This window comes from Agrobacterium sp. LEGMi-208b (genome assembly GCF_059511785.1).
On the sequence record NZ_CM183445.1, the window covers coordinates 2778305 to 2794097 of the forward strand.

Consider the following 15793-nt stretch of genomic DNA (forward strand, 5'->3'; position numbering starts at 1 on the left):
CCAGGAGGTGATGTCCATGAACATTCAAGCTACCAACCGGCTGACGCCCGCGGAAACCGCGCTGGTCGATGCCTATACCGCCAAGTTCAGCGAATTGCCCGGTGACGGTGCCGTTGTCGCTGCCCGCGACGTGCTGTTCGATGATCTGAAGACCGGTGGTCTTCCGACCCGCCGCATCGAGGCGTGGCACTATACCGATCTGAAGAGCCTGCTGCGTGCCGTTCCGGAAGACCGGCCCGCGCCGGTCATCGAGAAGCAGGCGCCGACGGTTGCCGGCTCTCTGGTTGCCTATATGCAGCACGGCACGGCCGATATCGGCAAGATCGAAGACATCCGCGTGTCGCGCTTTGCCGAAAGCCTGGCTGACGGTTCCGCGGCCGCAGGTCTTGCGGAAGCCAGCAAGGATGACGCGATCGGCCGCATCAACGGCAGCTTCGTGCGCGATGGTCTGGTGCTCGATATCCCTGCCGATGCCGAGATCGAAAAGCCGATCGAATTGCAGGCGGTCCATGGCGCAGGCCAGGTTCACAGCCGCTTCCCGGTTCGTTTCGGCAAGGGTTCCAAGGCAACCGTCATAGAGCGTCACCTTTCGGTGACTTCGGATGCAGCCTTTGTTTCCTCCGTTACCGACATCGTCGTTGAAGACGGCGCGGAAGTGACCTGGATCATCCTGCAGCAACAGGGTGCAGCCGATATCCATCTTGCCCAGTTGCGCATGAAAATCGGCGCGGATGCCAAGATTCGCCTGTTCATTGTCAATGCCGGCGGCAAGCTGGTGCGGCAGGAACTGCGTATCGACGTGGAAGGCGAGGGCACGGACCTCATCGTTCGCGGCGTCAACCTTTTGGGTGGCGAAACCCATACCGACGTGACGATGGTTCTTGGCCACAATGTGCCGAACACGACCTCGACGGAAGTGTTCCGCAACGTGGTGTTCGACCGTGCCAAGGGCATTTTCCAGGGCATGATCCGGGTGGCGCCCGATGCCCAGAAGACCGACGCGAAAATGGCGTGCAATACGCTGCTGATGTCCGACGATGGCGAGTTCTCGGCAAAGCCGGAACTGGAAATCTTCGCTGACGACGTTCAGTGCGGCCATGGTGCGACGGTTGCCGATATCAGCGACAACCATCTCTATTACCTGATGGCGCGCGGCGTGCCGCGGGCAAAGGCGCGGGCGATGCTCGTCAACGCCTTCGTCGCCGAGATCGTCGAGGAACTGGAAGAAGAAAATCTTGTAGAGGCGCTGGAGACGATCATCTCCGGCTGGCTGGAGCATCACGCTTAGCAACTTCTCCGTCGTCATCCTCGGGCTTGTCCCGAGGATCTACGCCGGTTCGACAAGCGTGCACGTGGATAGATCCTCGGGACAAGCCCGAGGATGACGTAGAGCGGCGGTAACGCTGTGCAAAACCCGGAGCTCTCCAGAAGAGCACCAAGAAAGGGCCTGAGAAATGGACCAGACCGCAGTGGCGGCCCCTTATGACATCGAAGCCGTGCGCCGGGATTTTCCGATCCTGTCGCGCGAGGTCTATGGCAAGCCGCTGGTCTATCTCGACAACGGCGCGTCCGCTCAAAAACCGCAGGTGGTGATTGATGCCGTTTCGCATGCTTATGCGAACGAATATGCCAATGTGCATCGCGGCCTGCATTTCCTCTCCAATGCCGCAACCGACGCCTATGAGGCGGCGCGCGAAAAGGTGCGCCGTTTCCTGAACGCCGGTTCGGTGGACGAGATCGTCTTCACCAAATCTTCCACCGAGGCGATCAATACGGTTGCCTATGGTTACGGCATGCCCAAGATCGGCGAGGGCGACGAGATCGTCATCTCGATCATGGAGCATCATTCCAACATCGTGCCGTGGCATTTCATCCGCGAGCGGCAGGGTGCGAAGCTCGTCTGGGTGCCTGTCGATGATGACGGCGCGTTCCATATCGAGGCTTTCGAAAAGAGCCTGACGGAGCGCACCAAGCTCGTTGCCATCACCCATATGTCGAATGCGCTCGGCACCATCGTGCCGGTCAAGGAAATATGCCGCATCGCCCATGAGCGCGGCATTCCGGTGCTGATCGATGGTTCGCAGGGCGCGGTTCATATGCCGGTCGATGTGCGCGATATCGATTGCGACTGGTATGTGATGACCGGCCACAAGCTTTACGGTCCCTCGGGCATCGGCGTGCTCTATGGCAAGGCCGATCGCCTGCGCGAGATGCGGCCGTTCCAGGGCGGCGGCGAGATGATCCTCGACGTTTCCGAAGACAATGTCACCTATAATGAGCCGCCGCACCGTTTCGAAGCCGGCACGCCACCCATCGTGCAGGCGATCGGCCTCGGTTACGCGCTTGATTACATGGACAATCTCGGCCGTGCCGCGATTGCTGCTCACGAGGCCGATCTTGCCGCTTACGCCGCGGAGCGCCTGCGCGAGATCAATTCGCTGCGCATCATCGGCAATGCGCCTGACAAGGGCGGCATCTTCTCCTTCGAGCTTGCGGGCATCCATGCCCATGATGTCTCGATGGTGATCGACCGGCGCGGCGTTGCCGTGCGGGCGGGCACCCATTGCGCCATGCCGCTCTTGAAACGCTTCGGCGTCACCTCCACATGCCGGGCATCGTTCGGCCTTTACAATACCCGCGCCGAAGTAGACTCTCTTGTCGAGGCGCTGGAATATGCGCGCAAATTTTTCGCCTGATATCGGGATTAAAGAGATCAGGATTGAGGTTTAAGACCATGACTGCCGAAGCCACTGCAAAGACCCAGGATGCGACCGAAGCTCAGGAAAAGGTATCGACCATTCCGCCGGATGAGCTGGCACGCCTCAGCGACGATGTGATCGCGGCGCTGAAGACCGTCTACGACCCGGAAATTCCGGCCGATATCTTCGAACTCGGTCTCGTCTACAAGATCGATATCGAGGACGACCGGATGGTCAAGATCGTCATGACGCTGACCGCACCCGGTTGCCCGGTGGCCGGTGAAATGCCGGGCTGGGTGGAAAACGCCGTTGGTGCCGTAGAGGGTGTTTCCGGTGTCACCGTCGAAATGACCTTCGATCCGCCGTGGACACCGGACCGCATGTCGGAAGAAGCGCAGGTCGCCGTCGGCTGGTATTAAGTCTGACGCGATTTTGACAGGTGTCATCTCTTGATGACATTGTCGGGTGCACTTAAATTGAATTCCATAAACATCGAGCCTTGAACTCGATTGTCGAAGGAGAATTAAGCCCATGGGCTTTGCGATCATGACCATGACCGGGGCTGCGGCCTCGCGCGTTAAAGCAATCGTCGAAAACTCCGGGCCGGATGCCAGGGGCGTGCGCGTCGGCATCAAGAAGGGCGGCTGCGCGGGCATGGAATATACCATCGACCTCGTGACCGAGCCGGATGCGAAGGACGATCTTGTGGAATTCGAAGGGGCAAAGGTCTGGGTTCAGCCTTCCGCCGTGCTTTATCTGCTCGGCACCCAGATGGATTTCGAAGTGACCAAGATGCGTTCCGGTTTCACCTTCAACAATCCGAACCAGACATCCGCCTGCGGCTGCGGTGAATCGGTTGAGCTGAAGCCCGCCGATCTGGCGGCGCTGGCGAAGCAGCGTGAGGCTGAAGCTAGCGTTTGATTGGTTGCGCTATCTCTGCGATGGAGACACAGACCATTCTTATGCACACAGCGTTCCCATAAACGCGACGTCATCCTCGGGCTTGACCCGAGGATCCATCCCCGTCAAATCGCTTGAGACGTTTGTAGATCCTCGGGTCAAGCCCGAGGATGACGGAGGAGAGGTTTCAGATTCTTTTTCCGCAAACTGCGCCCCGCGCAAATCAGCTTTCGAAGGATCATGACTGCTGTCTCAGCGTATCGATAAAATCCGCCAGCGGATGAATCGGTGGCGTCGTCATCAACAGCGGCTCGAGAGCCGCAGCGATCGTCCCGCAATCCTCCCCGGCAAGTGACCGAAGGCTTGAGCTGACTTTGTTATAGTCGGGTGTCCCGCGTGACGCGAGGGAGCGATTGATCACAAACTGCTCCGTCTGCCCGTCCACGCGCTCCACGAAGAGGGCGAGCGAACCGCCGTCTGCGGCAGCGGCGCTGTCCGATACTGATTTGAACATCCAAACTCCATCCGATAAACTTGAGGGCGAGCCTATCCGATTGACGCCCTGACGCAAGATCAGCAAGGATATCGGATAGTCTGCGAAGTTTGGCGGGGATGCGGAACCGCATGCCTTCCAGCTCCGGGAAGGCGTTTCGGGCCGCTGGCGGGATTGATCGTGGGGAGTGAACCGGGATGGACATCAGTAGCGCCTCGATTGATATCTGGACGATGGGACTGATCGTCGCCAGCGTCGTGGCTGGCCTGACGCTGATCGTTGGTATTGTTTGCCTTGCATTTTACTGGGAGGAGACAAAGGGATCTGCGGTATCCAAGGGTGACGCGTTGAATAGCCCCCCGCTCGAACGGACTGAGGGTGGAGACTGGCCGACAGTGCATGGCGACGCGAGTGGGGGAACGCACCATTGAACAGGCAGACTATTTGATCAGGCCGGAACCCGATATGATTGCGAATGCCAAAGCCGCTGTGCGGGCGGCATTTGCGGGTGTCACTTTGGGTGGAGGCGTCGGTCTCTCCGAGGCGCAGGCGCTTGACGACTACGCGAGCAATGAGGTTCGCGCGACATGCCGCGCTGGCGATGAGAAGAATGATTGGGCGGCTATCCCGCCAGGGGACCTCAACAGACATTCCGGCAGCCCCGCCTTCCTTGATGCTGAAGGAATGCGATTTCATTTGCCTGCCTATATGATCGCTGATCTCGATGGCGACTACAGGCATGAGTTCGCACCCTATCTATGCGGGTGCCAGGAGAGATTCTCCTTGCTGACCCCTTTGCAACGGACTGCCGTGGAAGTGTATCTCCGCGCCATCAGTGAGAGGGAAAATGTGCCGTCCTATCAGGATGACATAGAGCGCGCACTTGAAGAGTGGGTGGGTCTGCGCGCTCCTTAGTGAGCGATGAAACCGGTTTGGCCAATCCCCCGGAAGAACCGGAGGTTTCCGTTTATTGTCCCAAAAGCCGGTTGCTGTTTAAAATCCAGCTTTCATTCATGCCTGAGCGCCTCGATGGGGCTCAGGCTTGCCGCCCGCCGCGCCGGGAAATAGCCGAAAATCACCCCGATGGCCGCCGAAAAGGCAAAAGCGAGGAAGATGATCGATGGGCTGGTGACGAAGGGCACGTTGAGATAACCGACGACGGCATAAGCAAGGCCGAGACCGGTGAGGATGCCGACGAGGCCGCCGAAGGCCGACAGCATGACGGCTTCCACCAAAAACTGCGTCAGCACCTGTTTTTCCAGCGCGCCGATAGCGAGGCGAATGCCGATTTCGCGGGTGCGTTCCGTCACCGAAACCAGCATGATGTTCATGATGCCGATGCCGCCGACCAGCAGGCTGACGGCCGCCACCGCGCCGAGAAGCCCGGTCAGCAGCGTCGTCGTGCCGGTCATGGCGGACGCGATCTGCGTCATGTCGTTGACGGTGAAGTCGTCCTCCCGGCCGATGCCGATGCGGCGGCGCTCGCGCAGCAGGTTCTGCAGGTCGCTCTGCACCTTGGCGGTGGAAACGCCGTCCTGCGCGGAGACCATGATCGAGGAGATGGTGGTGGTGCCGCCAATGCGCCGCTGGTGGATTTTAAGCGGCATGATGATCGTGTCGTCCTGATCGTCGCCGAGGCCGGACTGGCCTTTTCTGGCCAGCACTCCGATGACGGGGCAGGAGATGTTGCTGACACGAACTGTCTGCCCCACCGGGTTTTCCGCGCCGAAGAGTTCCTGCCGTACCGTTTCCCCGATGATGCAGCCGATCTGGCCGCCGCGATCTTCGGCGGGCTGGAAATCGCGGCCGAGTGCGATGGTCCAGTCCTGCGCGATCAGATAATCATTGGTGGTGCCGATGACGCTCGTCTGATGGTTCTTGCCGCCGAAAATGACAGTCGCGGCGGAGCTGCGGTTCTGCGGCGCCACGGCGCGGATGCCCGATATCTGGTTGCGGATGGCCTCGACATCGCGATCATCGAAGCGCTTGGCTTCGGTGCTTGCCCTTCCGGGGCCGAACTGGCCGGGGCGGACGAACAGCATGTTGGTTCCCAGCCGCGAAAGCTCCGACTTCACCTGTTCCGTCGTGCCATTGCCGATGGTGACCATGGCGATGACGGCGGCCACGCCGATGACGACGCCGAGCACGGTGAGGAAGGAGCGCAGGAGGTTGCGGCTGATGGCGCGCAACGCAAGACGCGACGTTTCAAAGAACATCCGATGTCTCCTTGTTGTCCGCGGCACTGTCGGAGGCGAGGTGGCCATCGACGAAGCGCAGGAGGCGTCCGGCGTGGGCGGCGATATCCTCTTCATGCGTGACCATGACGACCGTGATGCCCCTTTCACGGTTGAGCGCGGTGATCAGTTCCATGATCTCGTTGCTGGTCTTCGTATCGAGGTTACCGGTCGGCTCGTCGGCCAGCAACAGGGCAGGGCGGGTGACAATGGCCCGTGCAATGGCCACACGCTGCTGCTGGCCGCCGGAAAGCTCCTGCGTGGTGTGATCCTCGCGGCCCTTGAGCCCCACCTGCGCCAGCGCTTCCATGGCGCGGGACCGCCGTTCCGAGGCCTTCATGCCGCGATAGACCAGCGGCAGCTCGACATTTTCCACCGCAGAGGTGCGGGAGAGAAGATTGAAGCCCTGAAACACGAAACCCAGCATATGGCGACGCAGCAGCGTCAGATGCTCATTGTCGAAGCCGCTGGTCGGCACCCCCTGAAACAGATATTCGCCCGATGTCGGCACATCCAGACAGCCGATGATGTTCATCGAGGTGGATTTGCCGGAGCCGGACGGACCCATGATGGCGACGAATTCCTTTTCGCGGATCGACAGGCTGACGCCGTCGAGCGCGCGGATCGTCGCTTCGCCGCGGCCATATTGCTTGACGACATCGCGGAATTCGATGAGCGGCGGCTGTTGCATCAAGTTTTCCTCCGTCAGCCGGCGTTGCGGGCCGTTGCGTCGGTTATTACCTGGTCATCGGCTTTTAATTCGCCCGATTTTACCACGGTATGCTGGCCGTCGGTGGAGCCGGTTTCGATGGCGACGGAGACCGGATTGTTGTTGCGCAGCACCCAGACCGTCCTCTTGCCCGCCGCCGCCTGACCCGCATCGCGGTTCTGCGAACGGCCCATGCGCGGCGGACGGAACAGGCTCATCAACCCACCGCCACGGGAAGCGGATTCGCGCGGCGGCGTATAACGAAGCGCCGAATTCGGCACCAGCAGCGTATCCTTGATTTCTTCGACAACGATATTCGCAGTCGCCGTCATGCCGGGGCGCAGCAGCAGTTCCGCATTGTCGACAGTCAATATGCCCTTGTAGGTCACCACATTGGACACGGTTTCGGAGGCGAAACGAACCGTTTCGATTTCCGCCGGGAAACTGCGGTCGGGATAGGCATCGACATTAAACGTGGCCTTTTGACCGGTTTCGACCTTGCCGACATCGGCCTCATCCACCGAGACCTGCAATTCCATGTGGCGCAGATCGCCGGCGATGGTGAAGAGAACCGGGGCATTGAGCGAGGAGGCGACGGTGGCGCCGGGATCGACGCTGCGGGTGAGGATGACGCCATCGATGGGCGAGACGATCTTGGCCTTGCCGAGATTGACTTCGGCGAGCCGCAGATCGGCTTCCGCCGAAAGCACGGTCGCTTCGTTCACCTCCAGCGTGGCAGCGGCGGCATCGTGGGTGAATTGTGCGGCATCCAGATCCTGCTGGCTGGAAACCCGGTTCTGCACCAGCGACCGCAGGCGTTCCATGGATGTCTTTGCCGAGCCGAGATCGGCGCGCGCCTTCAGCACATTGGCCTTGGCGGAGGCAAGCTTGGCGCGGGCGCTCTGCACGTCGGCTTCGAGCTTGTTGGTATCCAGCTCCGCCAGAACGTCTCCGGCCTTGACCGGGCTGTTATAGGTGACATTGACCTTGCGCACCGTGCCGGACAATTCGCTCGATATGTCGACCTGATCCGTCGGCTGAACCGAGCCGGTGGAGGTGACGATGACCGAGAGATCACCCTGACGGGCCGCTTCCGTGGTGTAGTTATAGGCAACGCCTGCCGCGCGCGACTGATAATAATAACCAACGCCACCGCCGAGCAGCACAATGGCTGCCGCGATATAGAGATAGCGGCGCGACTTTTTCTTTCTGCCGTTTCTGTTCGTTCCCAGAATCTCGCGCAGATCGGGCTGGCTGTTTTTCGTGTCGCGGCCACTCGTATTGGCGTCATTCATTCTCGTCACCCGCAAAATTCAAAATACCACAGAGGGTTGTTTCCGCTCTGCGGTTTGTCCATCCGTCTGTCGCTGTGTATTCCTCTGATTGTGGGAAGTGACATAGCTTGCCCCAAGGGTGAAGTGAAAACTTGGTAATATTTATGATAGTTCTGGTCTGATAGAGATAAGGATTGAAAAGGCCGATGCCACGGAGACGGCAGAGGGTTCAGCAGCGACAGCCAGGACGATGATGAAATGAACGACAATGTGGTGAAGTTCCGCAAGCCGGTGCCGCCGAAGAAGCCACGCGAACCGCTCGGGCCGAAAGCGAAAAAGGCGCTGACGGTTGCGGCTGTCATCGCGTTTTTCGTGGTGGCGTGGGGGTATTTCACGCTGATGGGGCAGGGGTAGGCGCGTCTTTCGAGCGCGCATGAGCTGCAAATCTGCACGACCGGAAGCGCAGTCACCTCCCGCATCTGGGCGCTTTGCGACAATTGATGCCGCCAGTTATCTTCAGTCATTGAATAAAGCCGCCTCAGCACGGTCATTTAATATTGATCGATTCCACGATATTGTTCGGCATAGCAGTAGCGCCACGGTCGGGGGGACAAAATGGGGCGGGCGGTTTGGGCTATCGCAGTGGGAGTTTTGGTGAGTCTCGGTGCGTTTATGGTGCTTAGTCTGTTAGGCGTTGGGGTCGGCTGGTGGTTCTTAGACGTAATTACCCCAACCGTATCCGGGGTGACCAAAAACACGAACACGGGAGAATGGGGTCGAATGCTCCTCTTGCCCTTGTCCATGACCGTAGGCATCGTCTGCGGAGCTCTCGTGTTTGACCCAGGCATGTCCAGCAAGACAGAGGCGATCGTGGTTTCGATCGTGTTTTTTCTTCTCGTATCCGTCTCCGGAATAAACTTTTGGACGAATGACAGCCTGATAAACGTGAACGCTCAGTTGGTGGTCGACGGTTTCTTGAGCATTTCTGCACTGGCCGTCATCATCCTGCTGCTTCGGTGGAAACCAACGCGTCCGACGACGCTGGCTGTCCAGAGAGTTGCGCTATTCCTGATAACTGTCTTCGGGTTCGTCTTGCCCCTATTTTACGGAACAAGCCTATTACTGCAGGGGATGGGCTTCGAAGGTGAGCTGAAAACGATCTCCGATTTTATCGGCTTCATATCCGCCGCATTGGGACTGGCTGTGGCAGCCGCACCAAATCTGTTCGCGAAGCGTAGCTGATCCGCACCCTTGCGACAGGTGCCTGACCCCTCATGAGGGGCTGATTGTAAACCGAATGAGTCCAGAGGTGCCAAGCGCTGAGTTTCGGAGTCCTTCAGATAATCCGGACATATCTGGCGTTGCAGAAAAATGGCGACCCCTGCAGGACTCGAACCTGCGACCTACTGCTTAGAAGGCAGTTGCTCTATCCAGTTGAGCTAAGGGGCCGTCATGCCGGGCAATCGATACTCCGGCAAAAACTTTGATCGTCGTGTTTCAGTGCGTCCAGGGCTGGGTGCGGTTGAAACGGAAATTGTCGGTATAGGAAACCACCTTGCGGGTCGCTTCCTTCGGCTGGATGACGCGGTATTCGATGCCCTTGCGCTGGGCATAGGCTTCGGCCTGTTCCTGCGTCTCGAAATTCAGCTTCAGCTGCTGCTTCATGTCGGAGCTGGAGGTGTAACCCATGATCGGATCGATCTTGCGCGGAACCTCGGCGTCGAATTCCAGAACCCAGACATTGGTCTTCGCCTTGCCGGATTGCATGGCGGTTTTTGCAGGGCGGTAAATCTTCGCAGACATGTCGAAACTGCTCCGGTTGGACAGCGGGGCGAAACGCCCCGAATTATTCATCACGTACCTGAATAGAATAACCAAATCGTGTCAGGAACGTTGAATTTGAAATGGACTGACTTCGGGTGAGAGTCAAGACGATTATCCCCTTGCTGTCCTATCGCGCCCCGCCGCTTCGCGGTCACGTTTCGCCGATCAGGGCCGTCGCTGAACAAAGATGAATTTCCCTGTTGCGGACTTCGGGTGAACCGTGTATTCCCCAGCCATCGCCTCGGCGGAGTGTAGCGCAGTCTGGTAGCGCATCTGGTTTGGGACCAGAGGGTCGGGAGTTCGAATCTCTCCACTCCGACCATTTTAAAGCAAAACATCAGCTTTCCGGCGTAACCTCTTACAAATAGCTGTGATTTATTCCGTTGACGGTCCAGCCAGCGTGCTTTCCGCCGTGCCGATGGTCATGACATTGCCGCGCCATGCCACCGCGCTGCCGATCCAGCTGCGCGCCCAGACGACGGGCATGATCATGTCCCGGGCGATCATGGCCGGCAGCGTATGGAGCGATACCGGCCAGCGATTGAGCGCGGCAAGCGCCAGTTCCGGCACATACATGAGGGCGAGTACGGCAAAGGCCGTTGCCACGAGGTTCACATCCATCATGGCAGCGGCGGCGAGCGCGAAAAGAAGTGGCGGAAGCGCGCCGGTCAGGATTTCCGGTGCGAAATATTGCGGGAAGGTCACGCGTCTCAACCGTGCCCAGCGGGTCTGGCGCGACCAGATTTCGCCGGCATGGCGTTGGCCAAGCGGTTGCTCGAACGGGGCGGAGACCAGATGCACCTTGCGGCCGGCGCTCCGAACCAGCTTCGTCGAGGCGGCGTCCTCGGCGATTTCGGCGGCGAGCGCGCGAATGCCGCCATTGTCCTCCAGGAACGGCTTGTTCCACAACATCGATTTGCCCTGCGCGAAACCCATGCCGATCGCCTCAGCCGCATATTGCCAGCGGCCCTGAGAGCCGTTGAGGAAGGCGCATTCGACATGCGCCCAGAAACCCGCCGGCCGGGAGCCGAGCGGCGGCGAGCAGACCAGCCCGCTATCGGGCCGCCAGGCCGACATCATGGTGGCAATATAGGATTTCGGCATCAGCACGTTCGAATCGGCCAGAATTACCCACTCATGTTGGGCGGCGCGCCAGCCCTTGACGCAATTGTTCAGTTTCGGATTGGCGCTGATGCGGTCGTCACCGATGAGCAATTGCATGGAAACCGTGGGGAAGGCCAACTGGGCTTTGCGCACTTCCTCGATCACGGGATCGAATTCATCGGCGACGCAAAACAGCAACTCGTAATTCGGCCAGTTGAGCTCAAAAGCGCGTGACAGCGTCAGGGGCGTGAAGTTTTCCACCCCGCGCAGCGGCACCACCAGCGAGACGGGCGGTTTTTGCCGGACAAGATCGTTTTCCGCATCCCGCCTCGTCAGTCGCCAGCCGGCCAGAATGACCCCGAGAAGATTGAAGCCGAGGAGCAGAATTGCGCAAAGGGCAAAGACAGTTTCCATGCTGGCCAGTTCCACTCCCAAGCTTTCGGCGGTTCTCCCGCCAATCGATTCCATGGAATTCGTCCCTGCCGATTATAACGTTTGCGTGACAGTTACATGTCATGATCAACAGGCGAGGAGGGCCGCGCCGTGCATCAGGGCGTCGCGGCAGCGCCGCGCAAAGAAAAGCCCTCCGTGGAGAAGGGCCCAATCATCATGACGGTCAGTGAATTTTAGTGGACGTTCAGGATATGGGCATGACTGCTTGCAATGAGAAACGATTCCCGTGCTTTCTCGATGTCGCACCTGCCGGCGATGGCATCGAGGCAGTTCCTGCGCGCCTCCTCATATTCCGGCCCGTGCTCCTCGGGCCAGCGGTACATCAGCATGTCGAGCGCCACCAGCGGGCTGTAAATTTCCACGGCAACACAAAGCGGCAGGTGGATCGCCACCGGCTTCATCCACGAGGCATGGTGACACGGCTCCGTTCTGTTAATCAGCATGTCATTCTCCTCCCTGTTTCACACGCCTTCATGGCGGTTTTTACTCCCATGCGCGAAATGCCCGCCTCACGAAATGGTTCCCGATCACCTAAAATGTGATCGGTCGGGGGGTTCCAATTTTCCAAGATGAATGGAAGATGAACAAATAGATGAACCGGAGATGAACAAAACCGCCCTCAGGGCGTTGTTATGTCCATAAGAAGGAGAACGTATATGTTCAATTTGTCAGGCATTCAGGAAAGCTTCTTCGGAGACCGCATGGCCGGCGTATGCCAGGCGATCACTTCGGCACTGGCCTTCGAATCGGGTCTCGAGAAGTCGCGTATTTCGGCGACTGTCGAAAATGACGTGATCTATCTGGAAGGCACGGCTGATTCGGTTGAGGCGATCGACATCGCCATCAATCTTGCCGCTTCCATTTCCAATTGCCGGATTCTGAGCCATATCGAGCCGGTTTACTGAACATTGCGCCAGCCGGGCGAAACCTCGTCCGGCTCCTTCAGACGCAATAACGCGGCAATGTCATTTCCGGTTGCCGATTTGTGCGCTGCGGACCATATCGCCCGGCTTGATGCCATAGCGTTTCGCAGTGCCGCCATTCAGCTCAAGCACAAATTTTACCGGCCCGCGGGAGCTGATGATCGCTTCCGAATGCGGAACCGCGTTTTCGTGAATATGGGTAATGCGGCCGTCACGGGCGATGAACAGCATGTCGAGCGGGATGAGCGTGTTCCGCATCCACATGGCGACGTCACGCGGCTCACCGAAGTCGAACAACATACCGTTTTCAAGCGGCATGCTCTTGCGGAACATCAGGCCCTGTTCACGCTGGGCGTTGTTCAGCGCCAGTTCGGCAGTGAAATCGTGGCTCTTTCCCCCGGCGGTTTCAATCTGCAGCGGTTCTGAGGTGAATGTCTGCTGTTGCTGGGCCTGGACGGCTCCGGCGAGCGTGAAAAAAAGAAGCGCCATGATGGCGCTTTTCACCATATGGGGCAGGGCGGACATCAATGCGACATCCCGATGGAAACCGGGTTGTCGGGGTGGATTTCCGCCGCCATCAGGCCCTTGTCGCCATCGCCGTAACGCACCAGCACCACCTGGCCGGGGCGAAGCTCCGTCAGGCCGAAACGGCGCAGCGTTTCCATATGCACGAAGATATCTTCCGTTCCTTCGCCGCGCGTCAGGAAGCCGAAACCCTTGGTACGGTTGAACCACTTGACGATGGCGCGCTCAAGCCCGCTCGAAGGCGTCACCTGCACATGGGTGCGCACCGGCGGCAGCTGCGAGGGATGAACGGCGGTCGACTGATCCATGGACAGGATGCGGAAAGCCTGGAAGCCGCGGTCGCGCCGCTGGATGAGGGCGACGATGCGCGTGCCTTCGAGAATGGTCTGGTAACCGTCGCGGCGCAGGCAGGAGACGTGCAGCAGCACATCCTGCGTGCCGTTGTCGGGCACGATAAAGCCGAAACCCTTGGCGACATCGAACCACTTCACGACGCCGGTGATTTCGGTCAGGTCCACGGCATCGCCCGAAAGGTCCTCGACATCGACTATCGTTTTCGATGACATCCTATCAGCCATATCCTGCCAACCCCTCGATTACGCGCCATACACCGGTCAACTGATTCCTGTGCGCCAGATTAACATCTTGGTAACGGTTTCACGCAAGCCCTAGTTTTTGATTTACGCACCTGCTTTTATGTCGCCGTCCTTGTCCGGGGCTTGCCATCATGTGTTTAACGGCTCCGGACCCGTGTAATGGAGAGGAATAAAATGCGGTATCTGCACACGATGGTTCGCGTCAAAGACCTTGGCGAATCACTGAAATTCTATGGCGACCTCTTGGGTCTTACGGAAATACGCCGAATCGAGAATGAAAAAGGCCGATTCACGCTGGTGTTTCTTGCGGCGCGCGACGACATTGCTGCGGCGAAGGAAAACAAGGCGCCGTGCCTCGAACTCACCTATAACTGGGATACCGAGGATTATACCGGCGGCCGCAACTTCGGCCATCTGGCCTATGAAGTCGACAATATCTACGACTTCTGCGCCCGCCTGCAGCAGAACGGCATCGTCATCAACCGGCCGCCGCGCGACGGGCACATGGCCTTCGTGCGCTCGCCGGATGGTATTTCCTTCGAAATTCTGCAGAAGGGCGAAAGCCTCGCACCAGCCGAACCGTGGATATCTATGCAGAATACCGGTTCCTGGTGAGGATTTTCCGGTGAGTAGCGGCATTTTCGGGTGCTCTTGCCTTGTCCCGAGGGGATGAGGCATAGTCCGCGAATCGAAACGGCCAGTCCCGTTTTGGGGAAGCACACGCGCCCGTTCCCGTGCTGCTGTTGGAAATGCAAGATACGGAGGCCACCCATGAAAACTGTCGAGAGCGCGAAAGGACGCCTGGTCTGTCAGCGTCTCGTCATCGCGGTTTCGCTGCTCGGGCTTTCCGGATGCGTTTCGGCGGTGACCGACGACGAGATGGCCGCCGCGACCAAAAAACCGGAAATCGCCGCACAACATAAGCCGCAAGCCGCCACGTCTGCCGCTGCCACCGCCGCGGCCGGCGCGCAACCGGGGCACTATGTGGATCCCGCCGTGGCATCGGCAGCCGGCGCGGCCGCGCCCGCCCAGCCGCAGGCATCGGGCGGTCCGGCGCAGGCCTATGGCGCCGCCCCTGACATTGGCGGATTGACGACGCAGCCAACGGCGATCTCCGCGGGGACAACAAGCATTTATTCCACCGCATCTGCCGCAGCGCCCGCCGGTGCTGCAGCGACGCCGGGCACAGCCGCTGCTGCGGGCACTACCCAGAGGATCACTCCCGCCGTCAGCAGCGTCTATTCGGCGCCGGTGCAGGCGGCGCAACCTCAACCGGTGACAGCGCCGGTTCCGGTCCCGGCGGCCGGGCAGGCGCCGGCGGAACAGCATAGCGAAAATCGTCAGCCGGTTCCGGTGCCCGTACCACAGTCGGCCTCGGAACAGTTTGCGGCCGTTGCTCCGCAGCCAGCCGTGGATGGGGGCAAGGAAGGCGAGGGTAAGGGCGTGACGCTTGCGGCATTTTTCGCCGGAGCGGCCAAGAAACGCCTGCCGAAGATGATTGAAAGTGGTACGGCGGGCAATATGCAGGTCGCCGCATTGCCCGGAGCCGCGGACGGGACGATGGGTATCGCGCTTTCCGGCCGCTCGATGATGTCCGACGAATTCGACGATGCCCATCTCGATGAAGAGGATGACCAGCCGACCGGCCTGATGAAGCTCGCTTCGCTCTCCGGCCTTACCCGCGTTGCCCCGAACGGGCTTTTCCTGCAGACGGACCGTGTCGAAGTCGGCTGTTTCAAGCCGGAACTGGTGCGGATGATCAAGGATGTGGAGCGCCACTACAACAGCCCGGCAATCGTCACCTCGGGCTATCGCCCGCCGAAGGGCATAAGGCAGGGCTCCAAGCACTATACCTGCGATGCCGCCGACATCCAGATCAAGGGTGTCTCCAAATGGGAGCTTGCGACCTATCTGCGTTCCCTGCCGGAACGCGGTGGCGTCGGCACCTATTGCCACACCGAATCCGTCCATATGGACACGGGTGAGCCAAGAGACTGGAACTGGCGCTGCCGCCGCACCGCTGCGCGCAAATGATCTCTGGCCGGCTTGGCCGGAATAT

20 protein-coding genes and 2 tRNA genes are annotated in these 15793 nt (G+C 59.5%); 12 read left to right on the forward strand and 10 right to left on the reverse strand.

Annotated features, from left to right (window positions below; translation table 11 throughout):
- Positions 1 to 16 precede the first annotated feature (16 nt).
- From sufD to sufA, 4 genes are all read left to right on the forward strand, one after another.
- Positions 17 to 1288 carry a Fe-S cluster assembly protein SufD gene (gene sufD, locus AC5YUO_RS13580; protein ID WP_496153661.1) on the forward strand — a complete coding sequence of 424 codons (1272 nt, stop codon included), beginning with the start codon at positions 17 to 19 and terminating at the stop codon, positions 1286 to 1288.
- A 166-nt stretch (positions 1289 to 1454) separates the two neighbouring features.
- Positions 1455 to 2696 carry a cysteine desulfurase gene (locus tag AC5YUO_RS13585; RefSeq protein ID WP_496153662.1) on the forward strand — a complete coding sequence of 414 codons (1242 nt, stop codon included), beginning with the start codon at positions 1455 to 1457 and terminating at the stop codon, positions 2694 to 2696.
- Positions 2697 to 2734: 38 nt separating this feature from the next.
- Complete coding sequence (locus tag AC5YUO_RS13590) at positions 2735 to 3118, forward strand: SUF system Fe-S cluster assembly protein (protein WP_003507963.1); 384 nt, start codon at positions 2735 to 2737, stop codon at positions 3116 to 3118.
- A 112-nt stretch (positions 3119 to 3230) separates the two neighbouring features.
- Complete coding sequence (gene sufA, locus AC5YUO_RS13595; protein ID WP_059760334.1) at positions 3231 to 3620, forward strand: Fe-S cluster assembly scaffold SufA; 390 nt, start codon at positions 3231 to 3233, stop codon at positions 3618 to 3620.
- Positions 3621 to 3837: 217 nt separating this feature from the next.
- On the opposite strand, the gene AC5YUO_RS13600 is transcribed toward sufA, so the two are convergent.
- Positions 3838 to 4113: a hypothetical protein gene (locus AC5YUO_RS13600; protein ID WP_496153663.1), complete on the reverse strand. Its 276-nt coding sequence runs from the start codon at positions 4111 to 4113 to the stop codon at positions 3838 to 3840.
- A gap of 176 nt (positions 4114 to 4289) precedes the next feature.
- Here AC5YUO_RS13600 and AC5YUO_RS13605 point away from each other — a divergent pair, with 176 nt between their 5' ends.
- Both AC5YUO_RS13605 and AC5YUO_RS13610 read left to right on the forward strand, forming a co-directional pair.
- Entirely contained in the window at positions 4290 to 4523 is a 234-nt protein-coding gene (locus tag AC5YUO_RS13605) for a hypothetical protein (RefSeq protein ID WP_496153664.1), read from the forward strand.
- Positions 4524 to 4557: 34 nt separating this feature from the next.
- The gene (locus tag AC5YUO_RS13610) at positions 4558 to 5007 is read left to right on the forward strand and encodes a DUF6714 family protein (protein WP_496153665.1); all 450 of its coding nucleotides are present in this window, start codon (positions 4558 to 4560) and stop codon (positions 5005 to 5007) included.
- Between the two features lie 92 nt (positions 5008 to 5099).
- Here AC5YUO_RS13610 and AC5YUO_RS13615 read toward each other — a convergent pair whose 3' ends face one another.
- Genes AC5YUO_RS13615 through AC5YUO_RS13625 form a run of 3 tightly spaced genes read right to left on the reverse strand, consistent with a single transcriptional unit; the run spans position 5100 to position 8330 of the window.
- Complete coding sequence (locus AC5YUO_RS13615; protein WP_400816780.1) at positions 5100 to 6308, reverse strand: ABC transporter permease; 1209 nt, start codon at positions 6306 to 6308, stop codon at positions 5100 to 5102.
- The gene (locus AC5YUO_RS13620) at positions 6298 to 7017 is read right to left on the reverse strand and encodes an ABC transporter ATP-binding protein (protein ID WP_496153666.1); all 720 of its coding nucleotides are present in this window, start codon (positions 7015 to 7017) and stop codon (positions 6298 to 6300) included. The genes AC5YUO_RS13615 and AC5YUO_RS13620 overlap by 11 nt, the downstream gene beginning before the upstream one ends.
- A gap of 14 nt (positions 7018 to 7031) precedes the next feature.
- On the reverse strand, positions 7032 to 8330 hold the full coding sequence (locus AC5YUO_RS13625; protein WP_496153667.1) for an efflux RND transporter periplasmic adaptor subunit: 1299 nt from the start codon (positions 8328 to 8330) through the stop codon (positions 7032 to 7034).
- 237 nt (positions 8331 to 8567) lie between these two features.
- On the opposite strand from AC5YUO_RS13625, the gene AC5YUO_RS13630 reads away from it, so the two are divergent.
- Positions 8568 to 8723 (forward strand): hypothetical protein, encoded by a 156-nt coding sequence (locus AC5YUO_RS13630; RefSeq protein ID WP_496153668.1) that lies wholly within the window; start codon positions 8568 to 8570, stop codon positions 8721 to 8723.
- A gap of 432 nt (positions 8724 to 9155) precedes the next feature.
- A complete protein-coding gene (locus tag AC5YUO_RS13635; RefSeq protein ID WP_496153669.1) occupies positions 9156 to 9551 on the forward strand; it encodes a hypothetical protein in 396 nt (131 codons plus the stop codon).
- 130 nt (positions 9552 to 9681) lie between these two features.
- On the opposite strand, the gene AC5YUO_RS13640 is transcribed toward AC5YUO_RS13635, so the two are convergent.
- Positions 9682 to 9758, reverse strand: a tRNA-Arg gene (locus tag AC5YUO_RS13640).
- A 48-nt stretch (positions 9759 to 9806) separates the two neighbouring features.
- Positions 9807 to 10112, reverse strand: coding sequence for an ETC complex I subunit (locus AC5YUO_RS13645; protein WP_400816768.1), 306 nt, complete (start codon positions 10110 to 10112; stop codon positions 9807 to 9809).
- A 266-nt stretch (positions 10113 to 10378) separates the two neighbouring features.
- On the opposite strand from AC5YUO_RS13645, the gene AC5YUO_RS13650 reads away from it, so the two are divergent.
- Positions 10379 to 10455, forward strand: a tRNA-Pro gene (locus tag AC5YUO_RS13650).
- A 53-nt stretch (positions 10456 to 10508) separates the two neighbouring features.
- On the opposite strand, the gene AC5YUO_RS13655 is transcribed toward AC5YUO_RS13650, so the two are convergent.
- Entirely contained in the window at positions 10509 to 11651 is a 1143-nt protein-coding gene (locus AC5YUO_RS13655; protein ID WP_496154865.1) for a ceramide glucosyltransferase, read from the reverse strand.
- Between the two features lie 212 nt (positions 11652 to 11863).
- Complete coding sequence (locus AC5YUO_RS13660; protein ID WP_003522644.1) at positions 11864 to 12133, reverse strand: DUF982 domain-containing protein; 270 nt, start codon at positions 12131 to 12133, stop codon at positions 11864 to 11866.
- Between the two features lie 213 nt (positions 12134 to 12346).
- Between AC5YUO_RS13660 and AC5YUO_RS13665 the strand changes: the two genes are divergently transcribed.
- The gene (locus AC5YUO_RS13665; RefSeq protein ID WP_003522642.1) at positions 12347 to 12595 is read left to right on the forward strand and encodes a BON domain-containing protein; all 249 of its coding nucleotides are present in this window, start codon (positions 12347 to 12349) and stop codon (positions 12593 to 12595) included.
- A gap of 60 nt (positions 12596 to 12655) precedes the next feature.
- On the opposite strand, the gene AC5YUO_RS13670 is transcribed toward AC5YUO_RS13665, so the two are convergent.
- Both AC5YUO_RS13670 and AC5YUO_RS13675 read right to left on the reverse strand, forming a co-directional pair.
- Complete coding sequence (locus tag AC5YUO_RS13670) at positions 12656 to 13138, reverse strand: DUF192 domain-containing protein (RefSeq protein WP_496153670.1); 483 nt, start codon at positions 13136 to 13138, stop codon at positions 12656 to 12658.
- Positions 13138 to 13716 (reverse strand): cold-shock protein, encoded by a 579-nt coding sequence (locus tag AC5YUO_RS13675; RefSeq protein WP_004442353.1) that lies wholly within the window; start codon positions 13714 to 13716, stop codon positions 13138 to 13140. Before AC5YUO_RS13675 ends, AC5YUO_RS13670 begins: the two co-directional genes overlap by 1 nt.
- Before the next feature lie 192 nt (positions 13717 to 13908).
- On the opposite strand from AC5YUO_RS13675, the gene AC5YUO_RS13680 reads away from it, so the two are divergent.
- Complete coding sequence (locus AC5YUO_RS13680) at positions 13909 to 14349, forward strand: VOC family protein (RefSeq protein ID WP_400816762.1); 441 nt, start codon at positions 13909 to 13911, stop codon at positions 14347 to 14349.
- A gap of 156 nt (positions 14350 to 14505) precedes the next feature.
- Positions 14506 to 15768, forward strand: a complete 1263-nt coding sequence (locus AC5YUO_RS13685; protein ID WP_496153671.1) for a YcbK family protein — start codon at positions 14506 to 14508, stop codon at positions 15766 to 15768.
- The last annotated feature ends 25 nt before the right edge of the window (positions 15769 to 15793 follow it).

Bases quoted from the DNA above. Each gene is read 5' to 3' on its own strand.
- AC5YUO_RS13655 (WP_496154865.1), bottom strand. From the start codon at position 11,651: ATGGAAACTGTCTTTGCCCTTTGCGCAATTCTGCTCCTCGGCTTCAAT.
- AC5YUO_RS13625 (WP_496153667.1), bottom strand. From the start codon at position 8,330: ATGAATGACGCCAATACGAGTGGCCGCGACACGAAAAACAGCCAGCCC.
- AC5YUO_RS13590 (WP_003507963.1), top strand. From the start codon at position 2,735: ATGACTGCCGAAGCCACTGCAAAGACCCAGGATGCGACCGAAGCTCAG.
- AC5YUO_RS13605 (WP_496153664.1), top strand. From the start codon at position 4,290: ATGGACATCAGTAGCGCCTCGATTGATATCTGGACGATGGGACTGATC.
- AC5YUO_RS13610 (WP_496153665.1), top strand. From the start codon at position 4,558: ATGATTGCGAATGCCAAAGCCGCTGTGCGGGCGGCATTTGCGGGTGTC.
- AC5YUO_RS13600 (WP_496153663.1), bottom strand. From the start codon at position 4,113: ATGTTCAAATCAGTATCGGACAGCGCCGCTGCCGCAGACGGCGGTTCG.
- AC5YUO_RS13660 (WP_003522644.1), bottom strand. From the start codon at position 12,133: ATGCTGATTAACAGAACGGAGCCGTGTCACCATGCCTCGTGGATGAAG.
- AC5YUO_RS13630 (WP_496153668.1), top strand. From the start codon at position 8,568: ATGAACGACAATGTGGTGAAGTTCCGCAAGCCGGTGCCGCCGAAGAAG.
- AC5YUO_RS13665 (WP_003522642.1), top strand. From the start codon at position 12,347: ATGTTCAATTTGTCAGGCATTCAGGAAAGCTTCTTCGGAGACCGCATG.
- AC5YUO_RS13620 (WP_496153666.1), bottom strand. From the start codon at position 7,017: ATGCAACAGCCGCCGCTCATCGAATTCCGCGATGTCGTCAAGCAATAT.
- AC5YUO_RS13685 (WP_496153671.1), top strand. From the start codon at position 14,506: ATGAAAACTGTCGAGAGCGCGAAAGGACGCCTGGTCTGTCAGCGTCTC.
- AC5YUO_RS13615 (WP_400816780.1), bottom strand. From the start codon at position 6,308: ATGTTCTTTGAAACGTCGCGTCTTGCGTTGCGCGCCATCAGCCGCAAC.
- AC5YUO_RS13680 (WP_400816762.1), top strand. From the start codon at position 13,909: ATGCGGTATCTGCACACGATGGTTCGCGTCAAAGACCTTGGCGAATCA.
- sufD (WP_496153661.1), top strand. From the start codon at position 17: ATGAACATTCAAGCTACCAACCGGCTGACGCCCGCGGAAACCGCGCTG.
- AC5YUO_RS13635 (WP_496153669.1), top strand. From the start codon at position 9,156: ATGTCCAGCAAGACAGAGGCGATCGTGGTTTCGATCGTGTTTTTTCTT.
- AC5YUO_RS13670 (WP_496153670.1), bottom strand. From the start codon at position 13,138: ATGTCCGCCCTGCCCCATATGGTGAAAAGCGCCATCATGGCGCTTCTT.
- sufA (WP_059760334.1), top strand. From the start codon at position 3,231: ATGGGCTTTGCGATCATGACCATGACCGGGGCTGCGGCCTCGCGCGTT.
- AC5YUO_RS13585 (WP_496153662.1), top strand. From the start codon at position 1,455: ATGGACCAGACCGCAGTGGCGGCCCCTTATGACATCGAAGCCGTGCGC.
- AC5YUO_RS13645 (WP_400816768.1), bottom strand. From the start codon at position 10,112: ATGTCTGCGAAGATTTACCGCCCTGCAAAAACCGCCATGCAATCCGGC.
- AC5YUO_RS13675 (WP_004442353.1), bottom strand. From the start codon at position 13,716: ATGGCTGATAGGATGTCATCGAAAACGATAGTCGATGTCGAGGACCTT.